This is a genomic window from Agrobacterium sp. CCNWLW155 (assembly GCF_036888815.1).
Lineage (GTDB): Bacteria > Pseudomonadota > Alphaproteobacteria > Rhizobiales > Rhizobiaceae > Agrobacterium > Agrobacterium radiobacter.
Window position 1 is genome coordinate 1,475,757 of sequence record NZ_JBAKFW010000001.1, and the last position, 18,528, is coordinate 1,494,284.

Here is an 18,528-nt window from a genome sequence, read left to right on the forward strand (position 1 = left end):
GTTCCAGTTGGAAACTCAGACGCCCGGCGCGTCGCGGCGCGGCATGTTTTCGCCCAGCCATTGCGCGATCTTGTCTTCAAGCGTTTCCGGGCTGATGGGCTTCGACAGATAATCATCCATGCCCGCCTCCAGGCATAGTTCTCGATCCGCCTCCTGCGTATGGGCGGTAACGCCGATGATCGGCACATGCCTGCCATCGGCGGCCATCCGTTCGGCGGCGCGGATGGCCTGCGTCGCCTGATGCCCGTTCATGACCGGCATCGAGACATCCATCAGGATGATGGCGGGATTATTCTCCTGCCACGCCTGTACGGCTTTCTTGCCATTACCGACGATCAGAAAGCGCAGACCCGCCTGCTGCAATATCTGGGTGAAAACAATCTGGTTGACGTCATTGTCCTCGGCCACCAGCACATCGACAAGGCTGGGCCGATGCCGCGCCGGCATCGCCGTTGATATATCGGCCCGCTGTTTCCTCTCGACGGCGCCGTTTTCCGGCCGGATGGCGCCCTCGCCGCGGCCTGCCTCGCGCGGGGACGGAGCCTGCCGGGCGCGTTTCAGCCGCACATCCCGCACCACATCGAACAGGGTGGAGCGCAGGAGCCGCGCCCGCGCCGGCTTCATCAGATGCGCCTGCACGTTGAGATCGGTAAAGAGCGTCTCGTCACCGACGACATCCATGGAGGTCAGGAAAACAATGGCGATGTCGTCAAAGCGCGCATCCGCCCGGATGCGCTCCACCACATCCAGCCCATTCATGACGGGCATATGATAATCGAGAATGATGGCGTCGAGGGAAAAGCCGAGCGATGCCGCCTCCTGCAGCACGGCGATGCCGGAAGGCCCGTCTTCCACCGCATGGCCGTCTACGCCCCAGCTTCTCAGCTGCTCCGTCAATATGCGGCGATTGACATCGTTATCGTCGATGACGAGCACACGGATATCGTCGATCGCCACGGAAAGAAGAGGGAGGTCGCGCTGTCTCTCGATCACCTGAAACGGAATATTGACCTCGAAGGTCGATCCCTTGCCGACGCCGCTGACGACATTGATCGCGCCGTCGAACAGACCGACGAGGCCGACCGTGATCGCCAGGCCCAGCCCCGTTCCCTCGTGCCGGCGCGTCGCGGAGCCATCGACCTGGCTGAACTTGTCGAAGATGGTTTCGAGCTTGTCGGCCGGAATGCCAATGCCGCTGTCTTCGACGCGCAGCGACAGGATGGCCTCGGACGCTTCCGCCGACCGCGCCGAAAGCTCGACCAGCACATGCCCCGTTTCCGTAAACTTGACGGCGTTTCCAACGATATTGGTCACGATCTGGCGAAAGCGCCCGGCATCGCCGATAACCTTGCCGAAAACCGAAGCATCGATACGGACGATCAGCTCGATGTCCTTTTCCAGCGCCGCCGAGGACAGGAGGGACACCACATCCTCGACCGCCTCCGCCGGATCGAAAGGCACGCTGCGCAGCCTCATCTGCCCGGCCTCGATCTTCGAGAAATCGAGAATATCGTTGATGATCGTCAGAAGCGCGTTGCCTGACTTGACGATGATATCGGTAAAAGTCTTCTGCCGCGTATCGAGATTGGACTTGGCCAGAAGCTCCGCCATGCCGAGAACGCCATTCATCGGCGTGCGGATTTCATGGCTCATATTGGCCAGGAATTCCGATTTGGCCCGATCCGCCGCCTCCGCGCGCGACAGCAGCCGCTGCAATTCCTCTTCACGCAGCTTCATCTCGGTCACATCGGTGACGATGATGAGCCAGTAATTGCCGGAACTGTTGGTGGCTTCCAGATTGAGCCAGCTTTTGCCGGCGACATGGATGAGCCAGGAAAACGGCCGGTTGGCGGCGATATTCTCCCTCCAGGCGGCAAGCGTCCCGGCCGCTTCGTCAGCCGTGCCGAAATCCCCGCGCCCGGCGCAATGGGCGAAGAAACCCGACCAGTTGCAGCCCTTTTCCAGGAGATGCGGCGGCACGTCGAACATGCGCGCCATCGCCTCGTTGGACATGATGATCGTGCCCTGCTCGACCAGCACCAGCCCCTGCGCCATGGCGCGCGTGGCGCCCTGCATATATTCGCCGACCCGCTCCAGTTCGGCCTTTGCCTTGCTGATCTCAACATCGCGCATGCGCACATCGGTGACATCGGCATAGGTGCTGAGGATTTTCCCGCCTTCGAGCCGGGTTTTCGAAATGACGGTGACCTTGCCGCTTTTGCTGCGCACCTCACGTGGCGCAAAGACCTCCTCCTGCAGAAGCCGCTGCACCCGCTCGCCATAGACCTCATCGAAAGGTCTGTCGCCATAGTCATAAAGGCCGCTGTCGAAATTCATCTCCATGAATTCGCGATAACTTTTGCCGACCAGCGACTTCTCGCCGCCGATCTCGCCCCAGACCTCATAGAAGAACGGATTGACATATTCGATGACGAGATCGGCGCTGAGCAGCAGCACGCCCACCGGCAGGGCATGGAGAACCGCTTCGAGCTGGCGGTGCAGCGCCTCAGCCTCGGCCTGCGCCGCGATCAGCGCCTTTTCCCGGTCCTGCAACAGGCTGGCATCGGTGACCGAGCCCACCAGATAATATTCATCGTCAGGCGTCGCCACCCGGCCGAGCCTTGTGATGACGGGAACGACCCTGCCATCCGAAAGCGGAACGCTTCCCGTCTTTTCAACGGCCTCTCCGGTTCGCAGAATATGCTCGTTTTCCCGCTGGAACTGCAGGCCTTCCTCCGGAAACATCTCGCATTCGGTCTTGCCGATATGGTCGGCGAGGCTGCCGCCCAGATATTTCTCATAGGCCGCATTGGCAAAGGTCAGCCGCCTGTCCTGATCCCTCAGGAACACGCCGACCGGCAATTGCTCCAGTGCGGCGCGCAGAAGCCAGGTCTCGCGGATCTGCGTGCTCAGAAGCGTCTCATGCGCCTTGAACTCGGTGACATCCACCCGCAGCCCGACAAGCATGCCGTTTTCCAGCCGCTTGTTGACCATGCGCACCCAGCGGCCATCGGCAAACTGCTCCACCCTTTCGAGATAGGGCAGGGAAAACTCCCGCAACTGCTCCTGCATCCACCCTTCGAATGCCGGATCGTCTTCTTTCGCGTCGCGGTAGCCGCTCGAAAAATAAATGGCCCTCATCAGCGTCTCGAGCGGGACGCCGGCCTTCAGTTCGACACCGAGGGCGCTGTAGAACTCCCTGAACCGGGCGTTGCAGTAGACCAGCCGGTTTTCGCGGTCATAAATGACGATACCCGCATCAACGAGATCGATCACGCCGCTGTCAAACAGCAGGTCCGAAGCGCTGCCGGCGTCAGGAAAAATCTCCACGACGGCGGACGGCATGTCCTCGAACACTTCGAACAGGAACAGATTGCCATCGTCACCGGTGAAACGTTCGCAACGAAGCGTATATGGCCCGGACGAATCCGCGCCATGGCAGGCGATCATCTCATCCGTGGCGAAGACCAGCGAGCGGCGCTCCCTGTCCTCCCGCTCGGCATCGCGAATATCGGCGGAAAGGGAAAGGCTGGTGTATCCTTTGAACGCTCCGGACGGGCGTCCCATGACCCGGCCATAGGCGGCGTTGACCGCGACATAGCGCAGCTCGCTGTCCTTGATGCACGCGGGCAGGTCCAGGGCGGCCACAGCCCTGCAAGCCTTTTCCAGCAACCCGCAGCCTTCGGTCAATCGATACTCCACACCCTGCAGTCCATTCTTGTCGAATCAAATAGTTCTGGACGCCGTCGCAAAAACGTTATGTGAGAAAATCGATCTTTGCTATGTATCCGACGGTGCCGTTACCCTTTTTTAACCATAATTCTTCGCCTGCGCCTGTGCCGTCACGGTATTCGCCGGCCACCGAGATGCATGGCTGCCATGCGCCCTCCTGCGGCCGTGTTACAAAACTATTGCTTGACTTTGACGCACAAAACGCCCACATGCCCCTCAAGCTTTCACCTTTGGCAGCCGCGTGAGCTGCAGCGTATGACCAGAAAAACTTCCTTAAAAAAGGAATCTGGCCCGCATGAAGGAAAAGCGCAAAGAATACAGAAGACGGCATGTGCCGCACTGATGCGCAGAAAGTTATTCCAACCCACAAGTTCCCAATTCACGCGGGGTTCTTGACGCCGAGACCACCGGACAGCAGCCCTGCTCCGGATGAGTTTGTTTTGGCGCCCCGAAAGGCATTATATTGACCAGTTTTAGCGAACTCGGCCTCTCCGAAAAGATCGTGGCCAGCGTTACCCAGCTTGGCTATACGACCCCTACTCCCATTCAGGCAAAGGCCATTCCGCTGCTGCTCGAAGGCCGCGACCTGATCGGCCTCGCACAGACCGGCACCGGCAAGACCGCCGCTTTCGGCCTGCCCATCATCGAAATGCTGATGAAGCAGGCGGACCGCCCGGCAAACCGCACCTGCCGCACCCTCATCCTCGCCCCGACGCGCGAGCTGGTGAACCAGATCGGTGAAAACCTGCGCTCCTTCGTGAAGAAGACGCCGCTCCGCATCAACCAGGTGGTCGGCGGCGCATCGATCAACAAGCAGCAGCTCCAGCTCGAAAAGGGCACGGACATTCTGGTGGCGACCCCCGGCCGCCTGCTTGATCTCATCGCCCGCAACGCCATCTCGCTCTCCAAGGTCACCTATCTGGTGCTTGATGAAGCGGACCAGATGCTCGATCTCGGCTTCATCCACGACCTGCGCAAGATTTCCAAGATGGTCCCGGCCAAGCGCCAGACGCTGCTGTTCTCGGCCACCATGCCGAAGGCGATCGCCGATCTGTCGCATAATTACCTGACCGATCCGGTCAAGGTCGAAGTGACGCCTCCGGGCAAGGCTGCCGACAAGGTCGAGCAGTACGTGCATTTCGTCGCCGGCAAGAACGACAAGACCGACCTCCTGAAGAAGTCGCTCAATGAGAACCCGGATGGCCGCGCCATCGTTTTCCTGCGCACCAAGCACGGCGCCGAGAAGCTCTACAAGCATCTCGAGCATATTGGCTTCAAGGTCGCCTCCATCCACGGCAACAAGAGCCAGGGCCAGCGCGAGCGGGCACTGAAGGGCTTCAAGGATGGTGAGATCAAGGTACTGGTCGCAACCGACGTCGCTGCCCGCGGCATCGACATTCCGGCCGTGACGCATGTCTTCAACTATGACCTGCCGGAAGTGCCTGACGCCTATGTCCACCGCATCGGCCGTACCGCCCGCGCCGGCCGCGACGGCATCGCCATCGCATTTTGCGCACCGGACGAAACCCGCCTGCTGCACGATATCGAAAAGCTGATGAAGATCGATATTCCGGTCGCATCAGGCGAACGTCCGGCCGGTCTCGCCAGCCCGACGCGCCCGAACAACAACCGTGGCGGCCGCAACAATAATGGTGGCCAGCAGCGCGGCCCGCGTGAAGGCGGACGTCACAATGGCGAATCCCGCCCGTCCCGCCACCATGCACCGCGCGATGCCGACAACGATCTGGAAGTCACCTCCGACTTCAAGCGCGTCAAGACAGCGGAAGGCGATGCAGGCCGCCCGGCCGGCCCGCGCAAGCAACGCCGCCCGGCCCGCAAGCCCGGCGGCAGCGGCGCCAACCGCCACGCCCCTGCCGGCGGCAGCGGCCAGGAAAAGCGCGCTTCCGGCAACGGCAATCGCGGCCGCAACCGCTAAGAGACGTTAATCGTTAAGCCGGGCTTTCGCCCGGCTTTTTCGTCTGTAAGGCGGAGAAGTCCGGTCTCGACCTAGTGTCTATAGGCCTCATCCCTGTGCTTGTCACAGGGATCCAGCCAGCCCAAGTCCTTGGGCTGAAAGGACCCTCTCGCCGCGCGGACGCGCGTCGACTGGATTCCTGTGACAAGCACAGGAATGAGGGAGCGCATGCAGAAGCCACCCGGCTAACGGGGCTTTGTTTCCCCTCACCCACCCTGCGCGACCGGACGACGCCTTGACGGCAGGGTCATGGCCAGCACACCGGCAATGACGCAGACAAGACCGACCCACATGGCAGGCGTCGGCATCTCCCCCAGAAACGCCATGCCGATGGCGACGCCGACCGGCACCCTGAGATAGGCCTGCGAGGTGGTGCCGACCGAACCAAGCGTCTGCATCAGCCGGAAATAGATCATGAAGGCGAGCGCGGTCGAAAAGACGCTGAGGCACACCAGTGCGGTCAGTGACGCCGCCGAAGGCGACAACGTCCAGGGTCGGTCAACGATCAGGCTCACGGGCAATAGCAGGACAGCACCGCAGATGAGTGAACCGGCGGCCGGCATGACCGGATCAAGCCCTTTGAAATTTTTACTGAAAATGGCCGCGCAGGCATAGGAAAAAGCTGCCGTCAGCACGGCGAGCTGGCTCCATATCGCCTCCCCCGCACCGCTTAAGGCTTCGACACCGATGATGAGGCACACGCCCGTCATGCCGGCAATGGTGCCAAACAGCTTGCGCCCGCTGACCGGCTCGTGCCGGATCACAAGCGCTGTGAGAAGAAAGGTGAAGATCGGCGTCGTCGCATTGAGAATGACGGCGAGACCGGCATCGATGCTCTGCTCCGCCCAGGCAATCAGCGTGAAGGGCAGAACGCTGTTGATACAGGCCTGAATGAAGAACAGCCGCCACGTCGCAAAATCCGTGGGCAGGCGCAGCCCGCGCAGCCGGATCACCACGTAGAGCAGCAGACCGGCAATCAGCGTGCGCGATGCGATGAAGGTGATGGGCGGTATCGTCTCCACCCCGATCTTGATGAAAGTGTAGGATGCAGCCCACAGCGTGGACAGCAGGGCGAGAAGCAGCAATTCGCGGGTGATGGTGTTCTGAGGGGTCACGGATCGATTTTCCTACTGCGTTCAGGATGGCGCGTTCTAACCCGAAAACAAGCTTCGATGCTTCGGCCGCGGCCGAAGTTTCAACCCTTTTCAAAAAAAGAAGCTCCGCATGGCGTGACCATGCGGAGCTTCGGCAAAAGAGATCGATGACAGGTCGGGCAGATCAGGCCCGGCGCTCATCCACCGAGAAGGCGCCCGGACCGGCAACGAACAGATAGAGGAAGATGAAGCAGAACAGGATGGCGGCATCACCACCGTTCAGGGCCGGGAAGAAGTTGCTGGGCGCGTGCGCCATAAAATAGGCGACCGCCATCTGGCCGGACAGGATGAAGGCGACCGGGCGCGTGAACAGGCCGATCAGCACGAGAATGCCGCCGATGAGTTCCAGAAGCGCCGCCACCAGCAGCATCGTCGGCAGGGAGCCATCCATCTGCGATGCCGGAAAACCGAACAGCTTCTGCGTTCCATGCGCAATGAAAAGCAGCGCCGTCATGATGCGCAGCGCCCCGAGTGCCTGCGGGCGATAGCGAGAGAGAGAGTCGAAAGTTGCCATGGTCATGTGTCCCCGTTGAAGTGGTGCCGCGCTCGATACAGCGCATTTAAGCCTTTATGGATACACGTCTCGAACACCGGAAATCACGTTTCCGATATAGCAGAACTCCCTTAAATACCTAAAGGGAGGCATTCTACACATGGTTGATTCTTCAGCATAAAATTGGCCTTCCGCCGAAAAAATCAACCCAAGGGTACAGGCATTTTCTTGCGTGGAAAAGGCGGAAAAATCCGCCTTTACGTCACGCCTGCAAGACGACGACCTTCGAACCCACCGGCACGCGGCTGTAGAGATCGATGATATCGTGGTTCAGCATGCGGATGCAGCCGCTCGACATGGCGTGGCCGATGGATTGCGGCTGGTTGGTGCCATGCAGGCGGAACATGGTGTCGTTGCCGCCGCGATAGAGGTACAGCGCGCGCGCGCCGAGCGGATTGCTGGGGCCACCGGGCATGCCGGCTGCGAATTTCAGATTGCGCGGATCACGGCGCATCATATTGGCGGTCGGCGTCCAGGACGGCCATTCCGCCTTGCGGCCGATATAGGCATCGCCCTTCAGCGCAAGGCCCTGACGACCGACACCGACGCCGTAGCGCATGGCGCGACCATCGCCCAGAACGTAATAGAGCCGCCGCGCCGGCGTATCCACCACAACCGTTCCGGCCGGGTGTCTGGTGTCGTAAGTGACTTCCTGCCGGCGGAGCTCCGGCTTGACCTTATCGAGATGCATGGCGGGAAGCGGGAATTTCTCTTCCGGCTTTGCCCCATAATTCAGCCTTTGCTGGCCAATACCCGTATTGGCGCAGCCGGCCAGAAACAGCGGCAATCCGAACAGAACACCACGACGTGAAATAGACATGTAACCCCCGCCAAATCTTTGGATTAACGAGAGGTATAATTTTATGGTTAACAAACCCCTAATATGCGGTTGTAGTAATTAACGTACAACAACCGTTGCGGCAGGTTTGCGGTTGGCGAGATAGACCCCCGTCACCGCCAAAACAGTGCCGGCAATCATGGCTGGCGTCAGTGTTTCGCCGAAAAGCAGCGCAGCTTCCACGGCCGCAAGCGGCGGCACGAGATAGATCAGCGAAGCGGCCCGCGAGACCTGCCCGCGCCGGATCAGATAAAGAAGCAGCGCTACGGCGCCAATGGAGATCGCACCCACGGACCAGGCGAGCGTGGCAGCAAGGCCGAGGCTCCAGTCCACATGTCCATCCTCCAGCAAAAGCGCGAAGGGAACCGTCACCAGCAGCGCACCGACATATTGCAGCGTTGCCACCGCCATGATGTTTCCGCCATGGACATATTTCTTCTGGTAGAGGGTGCCATAGGTAACCGACGTCATGCCCAGCACATTCACCGCCACGGCGTAAAGCGGCACGGAGAGGCCAAATGCGCCCGTCGCCATGACCTTCGGCAGCACGGCAATGGCGATGCCCACAAATCCAAGCAATAGGCCCGCGCGCTGCAAGGGCGAGATTTTCTCGCCGATCATGTAGCGGGCAGCCACCGCCGTCATCAGCGGCTGCAGACCGGCGACGATGCCGCCGATCGCCGCCGGCACGCCCTGCCCGATCGCCCACCAGATCATGCCAAGATAAAGACCGTGCAGGAAGACGCCGGACAGGATCGCCCGGAAAAGGTCGACGCGCCGCTGCGGCCACTGGATGGAGGAAAAGCGGCAGATCGCCCACAGCAGCGCTCCCGCCAGAAGATAGCGCAGACAGAGAAAGGTCAGCGGCCCGGTATAATAGACCGCATATTTGGCGGTGACCCAGCCGGTCGACCAGAGAAAGACGAAGATGGCCGGAGCCAGACGGTCGAGCGACATGGGAACATCCACTGTGCCGCATGATGCCGTAACCGGGACAGGCGGCGAATTGATATTTCTGCGGCTTCACGCAAACCGGCGAATGATCGAACCGGGTATCAGCATGGCGGTATCCGCATCCCGACCCAAGGTCAAAGGCGTTTTCGTGATCGCATCTTTCAGATTTTCTGATGTGACGCCGGATATTCATCAACCGAAAGCGAACGAACAAAATTTATGCATTCGCCCACGGCGCACACAGCGACACCACCCAATTACACCCCTCGTCACCGCGCAACCAATTTGCCGATGCCGCATTTATAGGCTGAAACCGAAAAAACGCTTCTTTTTTAAAACTCTAGGGCGGTAAAAAATCTTCTCGGGGAGGCCTGCATAGTTCTTGCATTGCATTTGGCGTTGTATTCATATGGCAAAAAAGGGGACATCGAAGTTGGCATTTGACGAAATGATAAATGCGGACGACACGCCGCGAAGCCCATATGAAAACTATAACGAGTGGTACAGCCGACAGGACAGGGCTCACCTGATCCAGAAATCAAAAGACGCCGAAAACATCTTTCGGAAAACCGGTATTACTTTCGCAGTCTATGGCCATGCCGATAGTTCAGAAAAACTGATCCCCTTCGATATCATCCCGCGCATCATCTCCGGCCGCGAGTGGCGCAAACTGGCCCAGGGCATCGAACAGCGCGTTCTCGCCCTCAATGCTTTCCTCGACGATATCTACCACAAGCAGGAAATCATCCGCGCCGGGCGCATTCCCCGCGAAATCATCGAGAAAAACGAAGCCTTCCTGCCGGAAATGATCGGCTTCACTCCGCCCGGCGGCGTTTATACCCATATTGTCGGCACTGACATTGTCCGCACCGGCGAAGACCAGTTCTACGTTCTGGAAGACAATGCCCGCACCCCCTCAGGTGTCAGCTACATGCTGGAAAACCGCGAGACGATGATGCAGATGTTCCCGGAACTCTTCCACGAAAACCGCGTGCGCCGGGTGGAGGATTACCCCTATCTGCTGCGCCAGTCGCTCGCTTCGCTCGCACCGCCCGGCTGTTCCGGCAAGCCGCGCGTCGCGGTGCTGACGCCCGGCATCTATAATTCCGCCTATTACGAGCACTCCTTCCTCGCCGACATGATGGGCGTGGAACTGGTGGAAGGCTCCGACCTGCGCGTCATGGACGGCAAGGTCAAGATGCGCACCACGCGCGGCTATGAAGCCATCGACGTGCTCTACCGCCGCGTCGATGATGATTTCCTCGATCCGCTGACCTTCCGGCCGGATTCGGCGCTCGGCGTGCCCGGCATCATGGATGTCTATCGCGCCGGCAACATCACCATTGCCAATGCGCCCGGCACCGGCATTTCCGATGACAAGGCTATCTATTCCTACATGCCCGAGATCGTCGAGTTCTATACCGGCCGCAAGCCGCTTCTCGAAAACGTGCCGACCTGGCGCTGTTCGGAGCCGGACAGCCTGAAATACGTTCTCGACAACCTTGCCGATCTCGTCGTCAAGGAGGTCCACGGTTCGGGCGGTTACGGCATGCTCGTCGGCCCCACCGCATCGAAAAAGGAACGGGCGCTTTTTGCCGAAAAGCTGAAAGCCCGCCCCTCCAATTACATCGCGCAGCCGACACTGTCGCTCTCCACCGTGCCGATCATGGTGAAAAACGGCATCGCGCCGCGCCATGTCGATCTGCGTCCCTATGTGCTTGTCTCGGACAAGGTGCAGATCATTCCCGGCGGCCTGACCCGTGTTGCCCTCAAGCAGGGCTCGCTCGTGGTCAATTCCAGCCAGGGCGGCGGCACCAAGGATACATGGGTACTGGAGGATTAAGCCATGCTGGGCAGAACGGCAAACGGGCTCTACTGGATGTTCCGGTATATCGAGCGCGCTGAAAACATCGCCCGGCTGATCGATGCGGGCCTGCGCGTTTCATTGACGCGCAGCGGCAGCGGCGATGAGGACTGGGACGGCGTGTTGCAAAGCGCCGGCGTGCACGACGAATTTCTCGAAACGCGCGAGAAGGTGACGGCGGCGAATGCGATCGATTATCTGTTGCGGGACAAGGCCAACCCCTCCAGCGTCATGTCCTGCATCGAGGCGGGCCGCAACAATGCCCGCATGGTGCGCACGGCGCTGACGCGCGAGACATGGGAAGCCACCAACGAATTCTGGATCGAGCTGAAGAACATCCTCGGCCGCAAGCTCAGCCACGCCGAGCTGCCGCAGACCATCGATGTCATCAAACATCGCGCCGGTCTGGTGCGCGGCGCTTTCCACGGCTCGATGCTGCGCAACGATCTCTATAATTTCTCCCGCATCGGCACCTTCATCGAGCGCGCCGACAACACCGCCCGCATTCTCGATGTCAAATATTACGTGCTGCTGCCGGCGGTGGCGCATGTGGGGTCGTCGCTCGACAATGCGCAGTGGGAATCCATCCTCCGCTCAGTCTCGGCCCACCGCTCCTATGGCTGGGTCTATGATGCGGAATACAAGCCGTCCAACATTGCCGACTTCCTCATTCTCAACGGCCGCATGCCGCGCTCGCTTGCTTATTGTTATGAAAAGATCGCCAGCAACCTCAACTACATCGCCGAGGATTACAGCGAGAGGCACAAGGCGCATGACACGGCCGAGAGCATTCGCGACAGCCTGCGCACGACCACCATCGGCCGGGTGATGGATGAGGGCTTGCACGAATTTCTGGAGAGATTTGTCAACCGCAACGGACAATTGGGACAGGAAATCACGGAAGGCTACCGCTTCTATCAATAAGCGCGTGGACGGGGACAGCTTATGCGTCTGAAAATCACCCATACGACGGAATATGTCTATGACGAGCCGATGCCCTATGCATTGCAGCGGCTGCGCCTGACACCGCAGACCGGCCCGAGCCAGACGGTGGAGGACTGGGATGTCTCGGTCGATGGCGCCACCGTCGAAGTGACCTATGACGACCATTTCGGCAACCGTGTCGCGCTGGTGGAAACCGAAGGCCCGCAAAAGCGGGTGAAGGTCGTGGCAAGCGGCACGGTGAGCACGCAGGACAAGGCCGGCGTTGTCGGGCACCACATCGGCAATGCACCGCTCTGGCTGTTCCTGCGGGAAACACCGCGCACGAAACCGGGAAAGCTTGTGCGTGAACTGGTGAAGGTGAGCGTGGGCGAAACTGAGCTTGCCCGCCTGCATAACCTCATGGAGAATATTCACGACAAGGTGGACTATGTTCCCGGCTCGACCGACATCGAAACCACGGCGGAAACGGCGCTGGAAGCGGGCAAGGGCGTCTGCCAGGACCACGCCCATATCCTGATTTCCGCCGCCCGGCTGATGGGCCTGCCCGCGCGTTATATTTCCGGTTATCTGATGATGGAAGAGGTGGAGGAACAGACCGCCACCCACGCCTGGGCCGAGGTGCACCTTCAGGGGCTGGGCTGGGTGGGCTTCGACGCCGCCAACAATATCTGCCCCGACGACCGTTATGTGCGCATCGCATCCGGTCTCTGCTACCGCGACTGCGCGCCGATATCAGGCATGCGCATCGGCCCGGCGGGCGAGACGCTGAGCGTTTCGGTCACCGTGCAGTCGCAGAGCCAGAGCCAGTCACAGAGCTGAGATGATGGCCGGCAAGGACGACGATACAATCGGCTTTTATACTGATAACGCCGCAGCCTATACATCACGGGGACAGGCGGCGGACCGCCCGCATCTGGAGACATTTCTGGCGCGCTTGCCAGAGGGCGCAAGCATTCTCGAACTGGGATGCGGCGGTGGTCAGGACAGCGAATTCATGCTGGCCGCCGGTTTCGACGTTCATCCCACCGATGGAACGCCTGACATCGCGAAAGCGGCGGAAACCCGGCTCGGCATTCCCGTCAGGACATTGCTGTTCGAGAATATCGATGAGCGTGAGCGATATGACGGTGTCTGGGCCAATGCCTGCCTGCTGCATGTGCCCCGTCCCGCCCTGCCGGGCATTATCGGCCGCATCCACACGGCGCTGAAACAGGGCGGCGTTTTTTATGCCAGCTTCAAGGCGGGAGAGACGGAAGGACGCGACATGTTCGGCCGTTATTACAATTATCCTTCGAAGCCTTGGCTGAAAGACGTTTACGGACAGTTTGACTGGACGGCGGTGGAGATTGAGGCGCGGCAGGGCAGCGGTTACGACAATCTCCCGACCGCATGGCTGCATGTGACTGCAACGAAATCCTGATCCGGCGCGACAAGTTGGCGGTTGCGAAACCCCTTCCTACCCGGTTTAATCTCCGCATCGATTTGAAAGCATGATCCGGCTTCCGCCCGCGGGAGGAAAGCCGGCCGGGAGACGGCCTTGTACAGCATTTCCGACTATCGCGACTGCCAGTCGCATGGACCCGTCATCGCCAAGCGGATCTGGACGGCATGGTGGCAGGATAGCGGTCTTCAGGTGGGCGACGTCGCCGAACACCTGAAAGACATGACCAACCCCCATACGCTGCCCACCGGTTTCGTTGCCCATGACGGCGACGACTATGTCGGCTCCGCCTTCCTCATCCATTGCGATCTGGAAGAGCGGCCGCAATATCTTCCCTGGGTCGCCGCCCTTTGGGTGGAGGAAGATCGCCGGCGCTCAGGCGTGGCACGGGCGCTCATGCAGGCGGCAACACAAAGGGCCGCCGAACTCGGCCACGAGACCAGCTATCTCTGCTGCCAGCGCGATCTGGAAACTTATTACACCGGTTGCGGCTGGACCGTTCTGGAACGTGGTGTCGGCAAACACGATCTGACGGTGCTCACCTACAGCGCGAAAATTTAAAGCCGTCTGTCCCCGCGCCGGACAGCCCATGGACTACCGGAGGAAACCATGCGCCCACCAGCCGCCCTTATGGAAACCGCGATTTACGCCGACGATCTCGATGCCGCCGAGGCCTTTTATCGGGATGTCTTCGGGCTGGAGGTGGTGCGCAGGCTGCCCGGGCAATTCATCTTCTTCAGATGCGGGCAGCAGATGCTGCTGATCTTCGACCCGCAGCAATCCCGCCGGGCCGACCCCGACAATCCGATCCCCCGCCACGGTGCGGTGGGGCAAGGCCATTTCTGTTTTTACGCGAAGGACAAGTCGGAAGTGGACGGCTGGAAGGCTCGTTTCGAAGCGCTTGGAATTCCCGTCGAGCACTATCACCGCTGGCCGAATGACAGCTATTCCGTCTACATCCGCGATCCCGCGGGCAATTCGGTGGAGGTGGGTGAAGGCAAGCTGTGGGGGTTCGGATAAGGCAAGCGCCTGAAAGTTACCCGACGCGAAAGGGACAATGGGATGAAAGAGCTATCATCTTGCGTCATCCTCGGGCTTGTCCCGAGGATCTATCCACGTCGCGTAAAATCAATCGGTCGCAGATCCTCGGGACAAGCCCGAGGATGACGTCGAGGGAGGGATGACCCACCCCCGACCATTCCACACACAGCCCGCAGATCAAATCTGCCGAACGATGATCTCTTCTTCCGCATCAACCGCAAGCGGGTTCTTCAGCGGCAGGCCGAAACCGGCGGCCTCGATCTCGAACACGTCACCCGCTTCCGGCTTGATGCCCTCCGCAAAAGAGAGCGTCGCGGTGCCGAACATGTGCACATGGACGTCACCAGGTGCGCGGAACAGGCCGTATTTGAAGTGGTGATATTCGAGGTTCGCGAAGGTGTGGGACATGTTGTCCTCACCCGAAACAAACGGCTTTTCGAAAATGACCTTGTCGCCACGACGGATGCGCGAGGTGCCGCGAATATCCGATGGCGGAGCGCCGACGCGAATTTCCGGGCCGAAGCTTGCCGGGCGCAGCTTGGAATGGGCGAGGTAGAGATAGTTGATCCGCTCGGTGACGTGATCGGAAAACTCGTTCGAGACGGCAAAGCCGATGCGCACCGCTTCACCCTTGTCCGAGATCACGTAGATGCCGGCCATTTCCGGCTCTTCGCCGCCATCAAGCGCGAAGGAAGGAGAGGTGAGAGCCGCGCCCGGTGCCGCCGCCACATGGCCGTTGCCCTTGTAGAACCATTCGGGCTGAACGCCCTTTTCGCCGGCCTTGGGCTTGCCGTTTTCGAGACCCATGCGGAACATCTTCATGGAATCCGTCAGGCTTTCCTCGGCGGCTTCCGTGGTCTTCTTGTGCATGCTGTCACGGGTCGCAGCCGAACCGAGATGGGTAAGGCCAGTACCGGTCAGATGCAGGTGCGCCGGATCGGGATGGGTGATCGGCGGCAGGAAGCGACCTTCGGCATAGGCCTTTTCAAGATCGACAGCATCGCCCAGACCATGGGCGGAAATGACATCGGCAAGGCTCTTGCCGCCATTGGCGGCTTCCATGGCGAGCGCATAAACCGACTCCGCACCTTTGACGGCCTGCGCCTGCCCGCCCTCTTCGCGAACCGCTACGGTGATTTTGCCACTGGCATCTTTGATCTGTGAAATGAGCACGGGATTTCCTTCCTCCGGCGCAAAGCGCCTTGTCTCTTCTACGCGGCGCATAACGCCTGCATCTTATGAAAGTGGCCGGAAACCGGCCACTTTTTTGACTGCGATAGGGTTGGGGCCGATCAGCCCTTGTTTTTGTTGTAGACGTCGAAGAACACGGCGGCGAGTAGCACGAGGCCCTTGACCATCTGCTGGAAATCGATGCCGAGGCCGACAATCGACATGCCGTTGTTCATGACGCCCATGATGAACGCGCCGATGACCGCACCGGTGATCTTGCCAACGCCGCCGGAGGCAGAAGCACCACCGATGAAGCAGGCCGCGATCACATCGAGCTCGAAGCCCACGCCTGCCTTCGGCGTTGCCGAGTTGAGGCGGGTCGCGATGATCATGCCGGCAAGACCGGCCAGCACGCCCATGTTGACGAAGGTGAGGAAGCTCAGGCGTTCGGTGTTGATACCGGAAAGTTTGGTCGCCTTTTCATTGCCGCCCATGGCGTAGACGCGGCGGCCAATGGTCGTGCGGCGCGTCACGAAGCTGTAGAGCGCAATCAGAACCAGCATCACGATCAGAACGTTCGGCAGGCCGCGATAGGTGGACAGCTGGTAACCCAGGAACAGGATAGCACCTGATATCAGCAGATTCTGCACAATGAAGAAACCGAACGGCTCGACGTCGATGCCATGCTTCACATTCACCACGCGACGGCGCCAGGCCAGATAGAACAGCACGACCGTAATCAGCAATGTCAGGATCATCGAGGTGGTGTTCAGACCTTCGATACCACCGATATCAGGCAGGAAGCCGGTGCTGATGATCTGGAAATCGGTGGGGAACGGGCCAATGTTCTTGCCACCCAGCACGAACAGCGTCAGGCCGCGGAACACCAGCATGCCCGCCAGCGTCACGATGAAAGACGGAATGCGGTGATAGGCGATCCAGTAACCCTGGGCAGCACCGATGATGCCGCCGATAACGAGACAAATCAGCGCCGCAAGAAACGGGTTCATGCCCCATTGCACGGTCAATATGGCCGCGATCGCACCGACGAAGGCGACGATGGAACCGACCGAAAGGTCGATATGCCCGGCCACGATGACGAGCAGCATGCCCAGCGCCATGATGACGATGAACGAGTTCTGCAGGATGAGGTTGGTCAGGTTCACAGGGCGGAACAGGATGCCGCCGGTGTAGAACTGGAAGAAAACCATGATAGCGACGAGCGCGATCAGCATGCCGTATTCGCGGATATTGGAGCGAATATACGACCCGACCGAGATGACGTTGCTTTCTTCGTTTGTGGTGTTTGCCGAACTCATGAGTTCTTCTCCCCTGAGCGCATGATAGCGCGCATGATGCTTTCCTGGCTCGCCTCTCCCTTCGGCAATTCAGCGACGATGCGGCCTTCGTTCATGACGTAGATGCGGTCGCAATTGCCGAGCAGTTCGGGCATTTCCGATGAGATCATCAGAACGCCTTTGCCGTCGGCAGCGAGCTGGTTGATGATGGTGTAGATTTCGTATTTCGCGCCGACATCGATACCGCGGGTCGGTTCATCGAGGATCAGCACGTCAGGATTGGAGAACAGCCACTTGGAGAGCACCACCTTCTGCTGGTTGCCGCCCGAAAGATTGACCGTTTCCTGGAAGATACCCGACGAGCGGATGCGCAGGCGCGTGCGGAAATCGCTCGCCACCTTCATTTCCTTGATGTCGTCGATGATGCTGGCATTCGATACGCCGGCCAGATTGGCGAGCGTGGTATTGTGCAGGATGTTGTCGTTGAGCACGAGACCGAGATGCTTGCGGTCTTCCGTCACATAGGCAAGACCGGCATCGATCGCCTTGCGCACGGTGCTGACGTCAACGGGCTTGCCGTCGATCAGCACTTCGCCGCTGATCTTGTGGCCATAGGACTTGCCGAACACGCTCATCGCAAATTCGGTGCGCCCTGCCCCCATCAGACCGGCAATGCCGACCACTTCGCCCTTGCGCACGGTGACGTTGATATCATGCAGAACCTGACGGTCGCGATGCTGCTGGTGATAGGCGTTCCAGTTCTTGACTTCGAGAATGGTCTCGCCGATCGGCACATCGCGCGGCGGATAACGATCTTCAAGATCGCGCCCCACCATGTTGCGGATGATGACATCCTCGCTGATTTCTTCCTCGTGACAGTCGAGCGTCTTCACCGTCATGCCATCGCGCAGCACGGTGATCTGATCGGCCACCTTGCGCACTTCGTTGAGCTTGTGGGTGATGATGATCGAGGTCATGCCCTGCTTGCGGAATTCCATCAACAGGTTCAGCAGCGCCTCGGAATCGCTTTCGTTGAGCGAAGCCGTCGGCTCATCGAGGATGAGCAGCTTCACGCTCTTCGACAGCGCCTTGGCGATTTCGACCAGCTGCTGCTTGCCAACGCCGATATCGGTGATCAGCGTCTCCGGCGATTCCTTCAGCCCCACCTTCTTTAGAAGTTCGCGGGTACGGTTGAAGGTCTGCTGCCAGCTGATGACGCCGTTCGAGGCGACCTCGTTACCAAGGAAGATGTTTTCCGCAATCGACAGAAGCGGCACGAGCGCCAGCTCCTGGTGAATGATGATGATACCAATATCTTCACTGTCGTTGATGGCGCGAAAATTCCGCACTGCGCCTTCATAGTGGATTTCGCCCTCATAGGTGCCGGCGGGGTAAACACCGGAAAGGACCTTCATCAAGGTCGACTTCCCCGCGCCGTTCTCACCGACGAGTGCGTGGATCTCACCCTCCTTAACCTTGAGGTTGACGTTCTCAAGCGCTTTCACGCCCGGAAACGTCTTGGTGATGTTCCGCATTTCGAGAATGGTATTGGCCATATCGCAA

General features: G+C 59.8%; 15 protein-coding genes. 7 read left to right on the forward strand and 8 right to left on the reverse strand.

Annotated elements, in window-relative coordinates; translation table 11 throughout:
* Nucleotides 1-15: 15 nt before the first annotated feature.
* Nucleotides 16-3,690, reverse strand: a complete 3,675-nt coding sequence (locus tag V6S97_RS07440; RefSeq protein ID WP_334426441.1) for a PAS domain-containing hybrid sensor histidine kinase/response regulator — start codon at nucleotides 3,688-3,690, stop codon at nucleotides 16-18.
* A gap of 505 nt (nucleotides 3,691-4,195) precedes the next feature.
* Here V6S97_RS07440 and V6S97_RS07445 point away from each other — a divergent pair.
* Nucleotides 4,196-5,668, forward strand: a complete 1,473-nt coding sequence (locus tag V6S97_RS07445) for a DEAD/DEAH box helicase (RefSeq protein ID WP_003509499.1) — start codon at nucleotides 4,196-4,198, stop codon at nucleotides 5,666-5,668.
* A gap of 245 nt (nucleotides 5,669-5,913) precedes the next feature.
* Here V6S97_RS07445 and V6S97_RS07450 read toward each other — a convergent pair whose 3' ends face one another.
* The 4 genes from V6S97_RS07450 to V6S97_RS07465 form a co-directional block, all read right to left on the reverse strand.
* On the reverse strand, nucleotides 5,914-6,822 hold the full coding sequence (locus V6S97_RS07450; protein WP_334426442.1) for a DMT family transporter: 909 nt from the start codon (nucleotides 6,820-6,822) through the stop codon (nucleotides 5,914-5,916).
* Nucleotides 6,823-6,985: 163 nt separating this feature from the next.
* On the reverse strand, nucleotides 6,986-7,375 hold the full coding sequence (locus tag V6S97_RS07455; protein ID WP_031233598.1) for a DoxX family protein: 390 nt from the start codon (nucleotides 7,373-7,375) through the stop codon (nucleotides 6,986-6,988).
* A 241-nt stretch (nucleotides 7,376-7,616) separates the two neighbouring features.
* Nucleotides 7,617-8,234: a L,D-transpeptidase gene (locus tag V6S97_RS07460; RefSeq protein ID WP_003509494.1), complete on the reverse strand. Its 618-nt coding sequence runs from the start codon at nucleotides 8,232-8,234 to the stop codon at nucleotides 7,617-7,619.
* Between the two features lie 78 nt (nucleotides 8,235-8,312).
* Nucleotides 8,313-9,209: a DMT family transporter gene (locus V6S97_RS07465; protein WP_334426443.1), complete on the reverse strand. Its 897-nt coding sequence runs from the start codon at nucleotides 9,207-9,209 to the stop codon at nucleotides 8,313-8,315.
* A 430-nt stretch (nucleotides 9,210-9,639) separates the two neighbouring features.
* On the opposite strand from V6S97_RS07465, the gene V6S97_RS07470 reads away from it, so the two are divergent.
* The 6 genes from V6S97_RS07470 to V6S97_RS07495 all read left to right on the forward strand — a co-directional run bounded on the left by V6S97_RS07470 (nucleotide 9,640) and on the right by V6S97_RS07495 (nucleotide 14,476).
* Nucleotides 9,640-11,049 (forward strand): circularly permuted type 2 ATP-grasp protein, encoded by a 1,410-nt coding sequence (locus V6S97_RS07470; protein WP_020809408.1) that lies wholly within the window; start codon nucleotides 9,640-9,642, stop codon nucleotides 11,047-11,049.
* Nucleotides 11,050-11,052: 3 nt separating this feature from the next.
* Nucleotides 11,053-11,994, forward strand: coding sequence for an alpha-E domain-containing protein (locus V6S97_RS07475; RefSeq protein WP_003509488.1), 942 nt, complete (start codon nucleotides 11,053-11,055; stop codon nucleotides 11,992-11,994).
* Nucleotides 11,995-12,015: 21 nt separating this feature from the next.
* Entirely contained in the window at nucleotides 12,016-12,834 is an 819-nt protein-coding gene (locus tag V6S97_RS07480) for a transglutaminase family protein (RefSeq protein ID WP_087744814.1), read from the forward strand.
* A 4-nt stretch (nucleotides 12,835-12,838) separates the two neighbouring features.
* Entirely contained in the window at nucleotides 12,839-13,435 is a 597-nt protein-coding gene (locus V6S97_RS07485) for a class I SAM-dependent methyltransferase (RefSeq protein WP_087745007.1), read from the forward strand.
* Nucleotides 13,436-13,552: 117 nt separating this feature from the next.
* Nucleotides 13,553-14,017, forward strand: a complete 465-nt coding sequence (locus V6S97_RS07490; protein WP_334426445.1) for a GNAT family N-acetyltransferase — start codon at nucleotides 13,553-13,555, stop codon at nucleotides 14,015-14,017.
* A 48-nt stretch (nucleotides 14,018-14,065) separates the two neighbouring features.
* The gene (locus V6S97_RS07495) at nucleotides 14,066-14,476 is read left to right on the forward strand and encodes a VOC family protein (RefSeq protein WP_003509483.1); all 411 of its coding nucleotides are present in this window, start codon (nucleotides 14,066-14,068) and stop codon (nucleotides 14,474-14,476) included.
* 198 nt (nucleotides 14,477-14,674) lie between these two features.
* Here V6S97_RS07495 and araD1 read toward each other — a convergent pair whose 3' ends face one another.
* The 3 genes from araD1 to gguA form a co-directional block, all read right to left on the reverse strand.
* Nucleotides 14,675-15,670: a 2-keto-3-deoxy-L-arabinonate dehydratase AraD1 gene (gene araD1 / locus V6S97_RS07500; protein WP_334426446.1), complete on the reverse strand. Its 996-nt coding sequence runs from the start codon at nucleotides 15,668-15,670 to the stop codon at nucleotides 14,675-14,677.
* A 119-nt stretch (nucleotides 15,671-15,789) separates the two neighbouring features.
* Nucleotides 15,790-16,986 carry a sugar ABC transporter permease GguB gene (gene gguB / locus V6S97_RS07505; RefSeq protein WP_020809403.1) on the reverse strand — a complete coding sequence of 399 codons (1,197 nt, stop codon included), beginning with the start codon at nucleotides 16,984-16,986 and terminating at the stop codon, nucleotides 15,790-15,792.
* Nucleotides 16,983-18,521, reverse strand: a complete 1,539-nt coding sequence (gguA, locus tag V6S97_RS07510) for a sugar ABC transporter ATP-binding protein GguA (RefSeq protein WP_020011472.1) — start codon at nucleotides 18,519-18,521, stop codon at nucleotides 16,983-16,985. The genes gguB and gguA overlap by 4 nt, the downstream gene beginning before the upstream one ends.
* Between the last annotated feature and the right edge of the window lie 7 nt (nucleotides 18,522-18,528).

Coding starts and splice junctions, on each gene's coding strand:
- V6S97_RS07455 (WP_031233598.1), bottom strand. CDS start 7,375: ATGGCAACTTTCGACTCTCTCTCTCGCTATCGCCCGCAGGCACTCGGG.
- V6S97_RS07460 (WP_003509494.1), bottom strand. CDS start 8,234: ATGTCTATTTCACGTCGTGGTGTTCTGTTCGGATTGCCGCTGTTTCTG.
- V6S97_RS07465 (WP_334426443.1), bottom strand. CDS start 9,209: ATGTCGCTCGACCGTCTGGCTCCGGCCATCTTCGTCTTTCTCTGGTCG.
- V6S97_RS07475 (WP_003509488.1), top strand. CDS start 11,053: ATGCTGGGCAGAACGGCAAACGGGCTCTACTGGATGTTCCGGTATATC.
- V6S97_RS07480 (WP_087744814.1), top strand. CDS start 12,016: ATGCGTCTGAAAATCACCCATACGACGGAATATGTCTATGACGAGCCG.
- V6S97_RS07485 (WP_087745007.1), top strand. CDS start 12,839: ATGGCCGGCAAGGACGACGATACAATCGGCTTTTATACTGATAACGCC.
- V6S97_RS07495 (WP_003509483.1), top strand. CDS start 14,066: ATGCGCCCACCAGCCGCCCTTATGGAAACCGCGATTTACGCCGACGAT.
- gguB (WP_020809403.1), bottom strand. CDS start 16,986: ATGAGTTCGGCAAACACCACAAACGAAGAAAGCAACGTCATCTCGGTC.
- gguA (WP_020011472.1), bottom strand. CDS start 18,521: ATGGCCAATACCATTCTCGAAATGCGGAACATCACCAAGACGTTTCCG.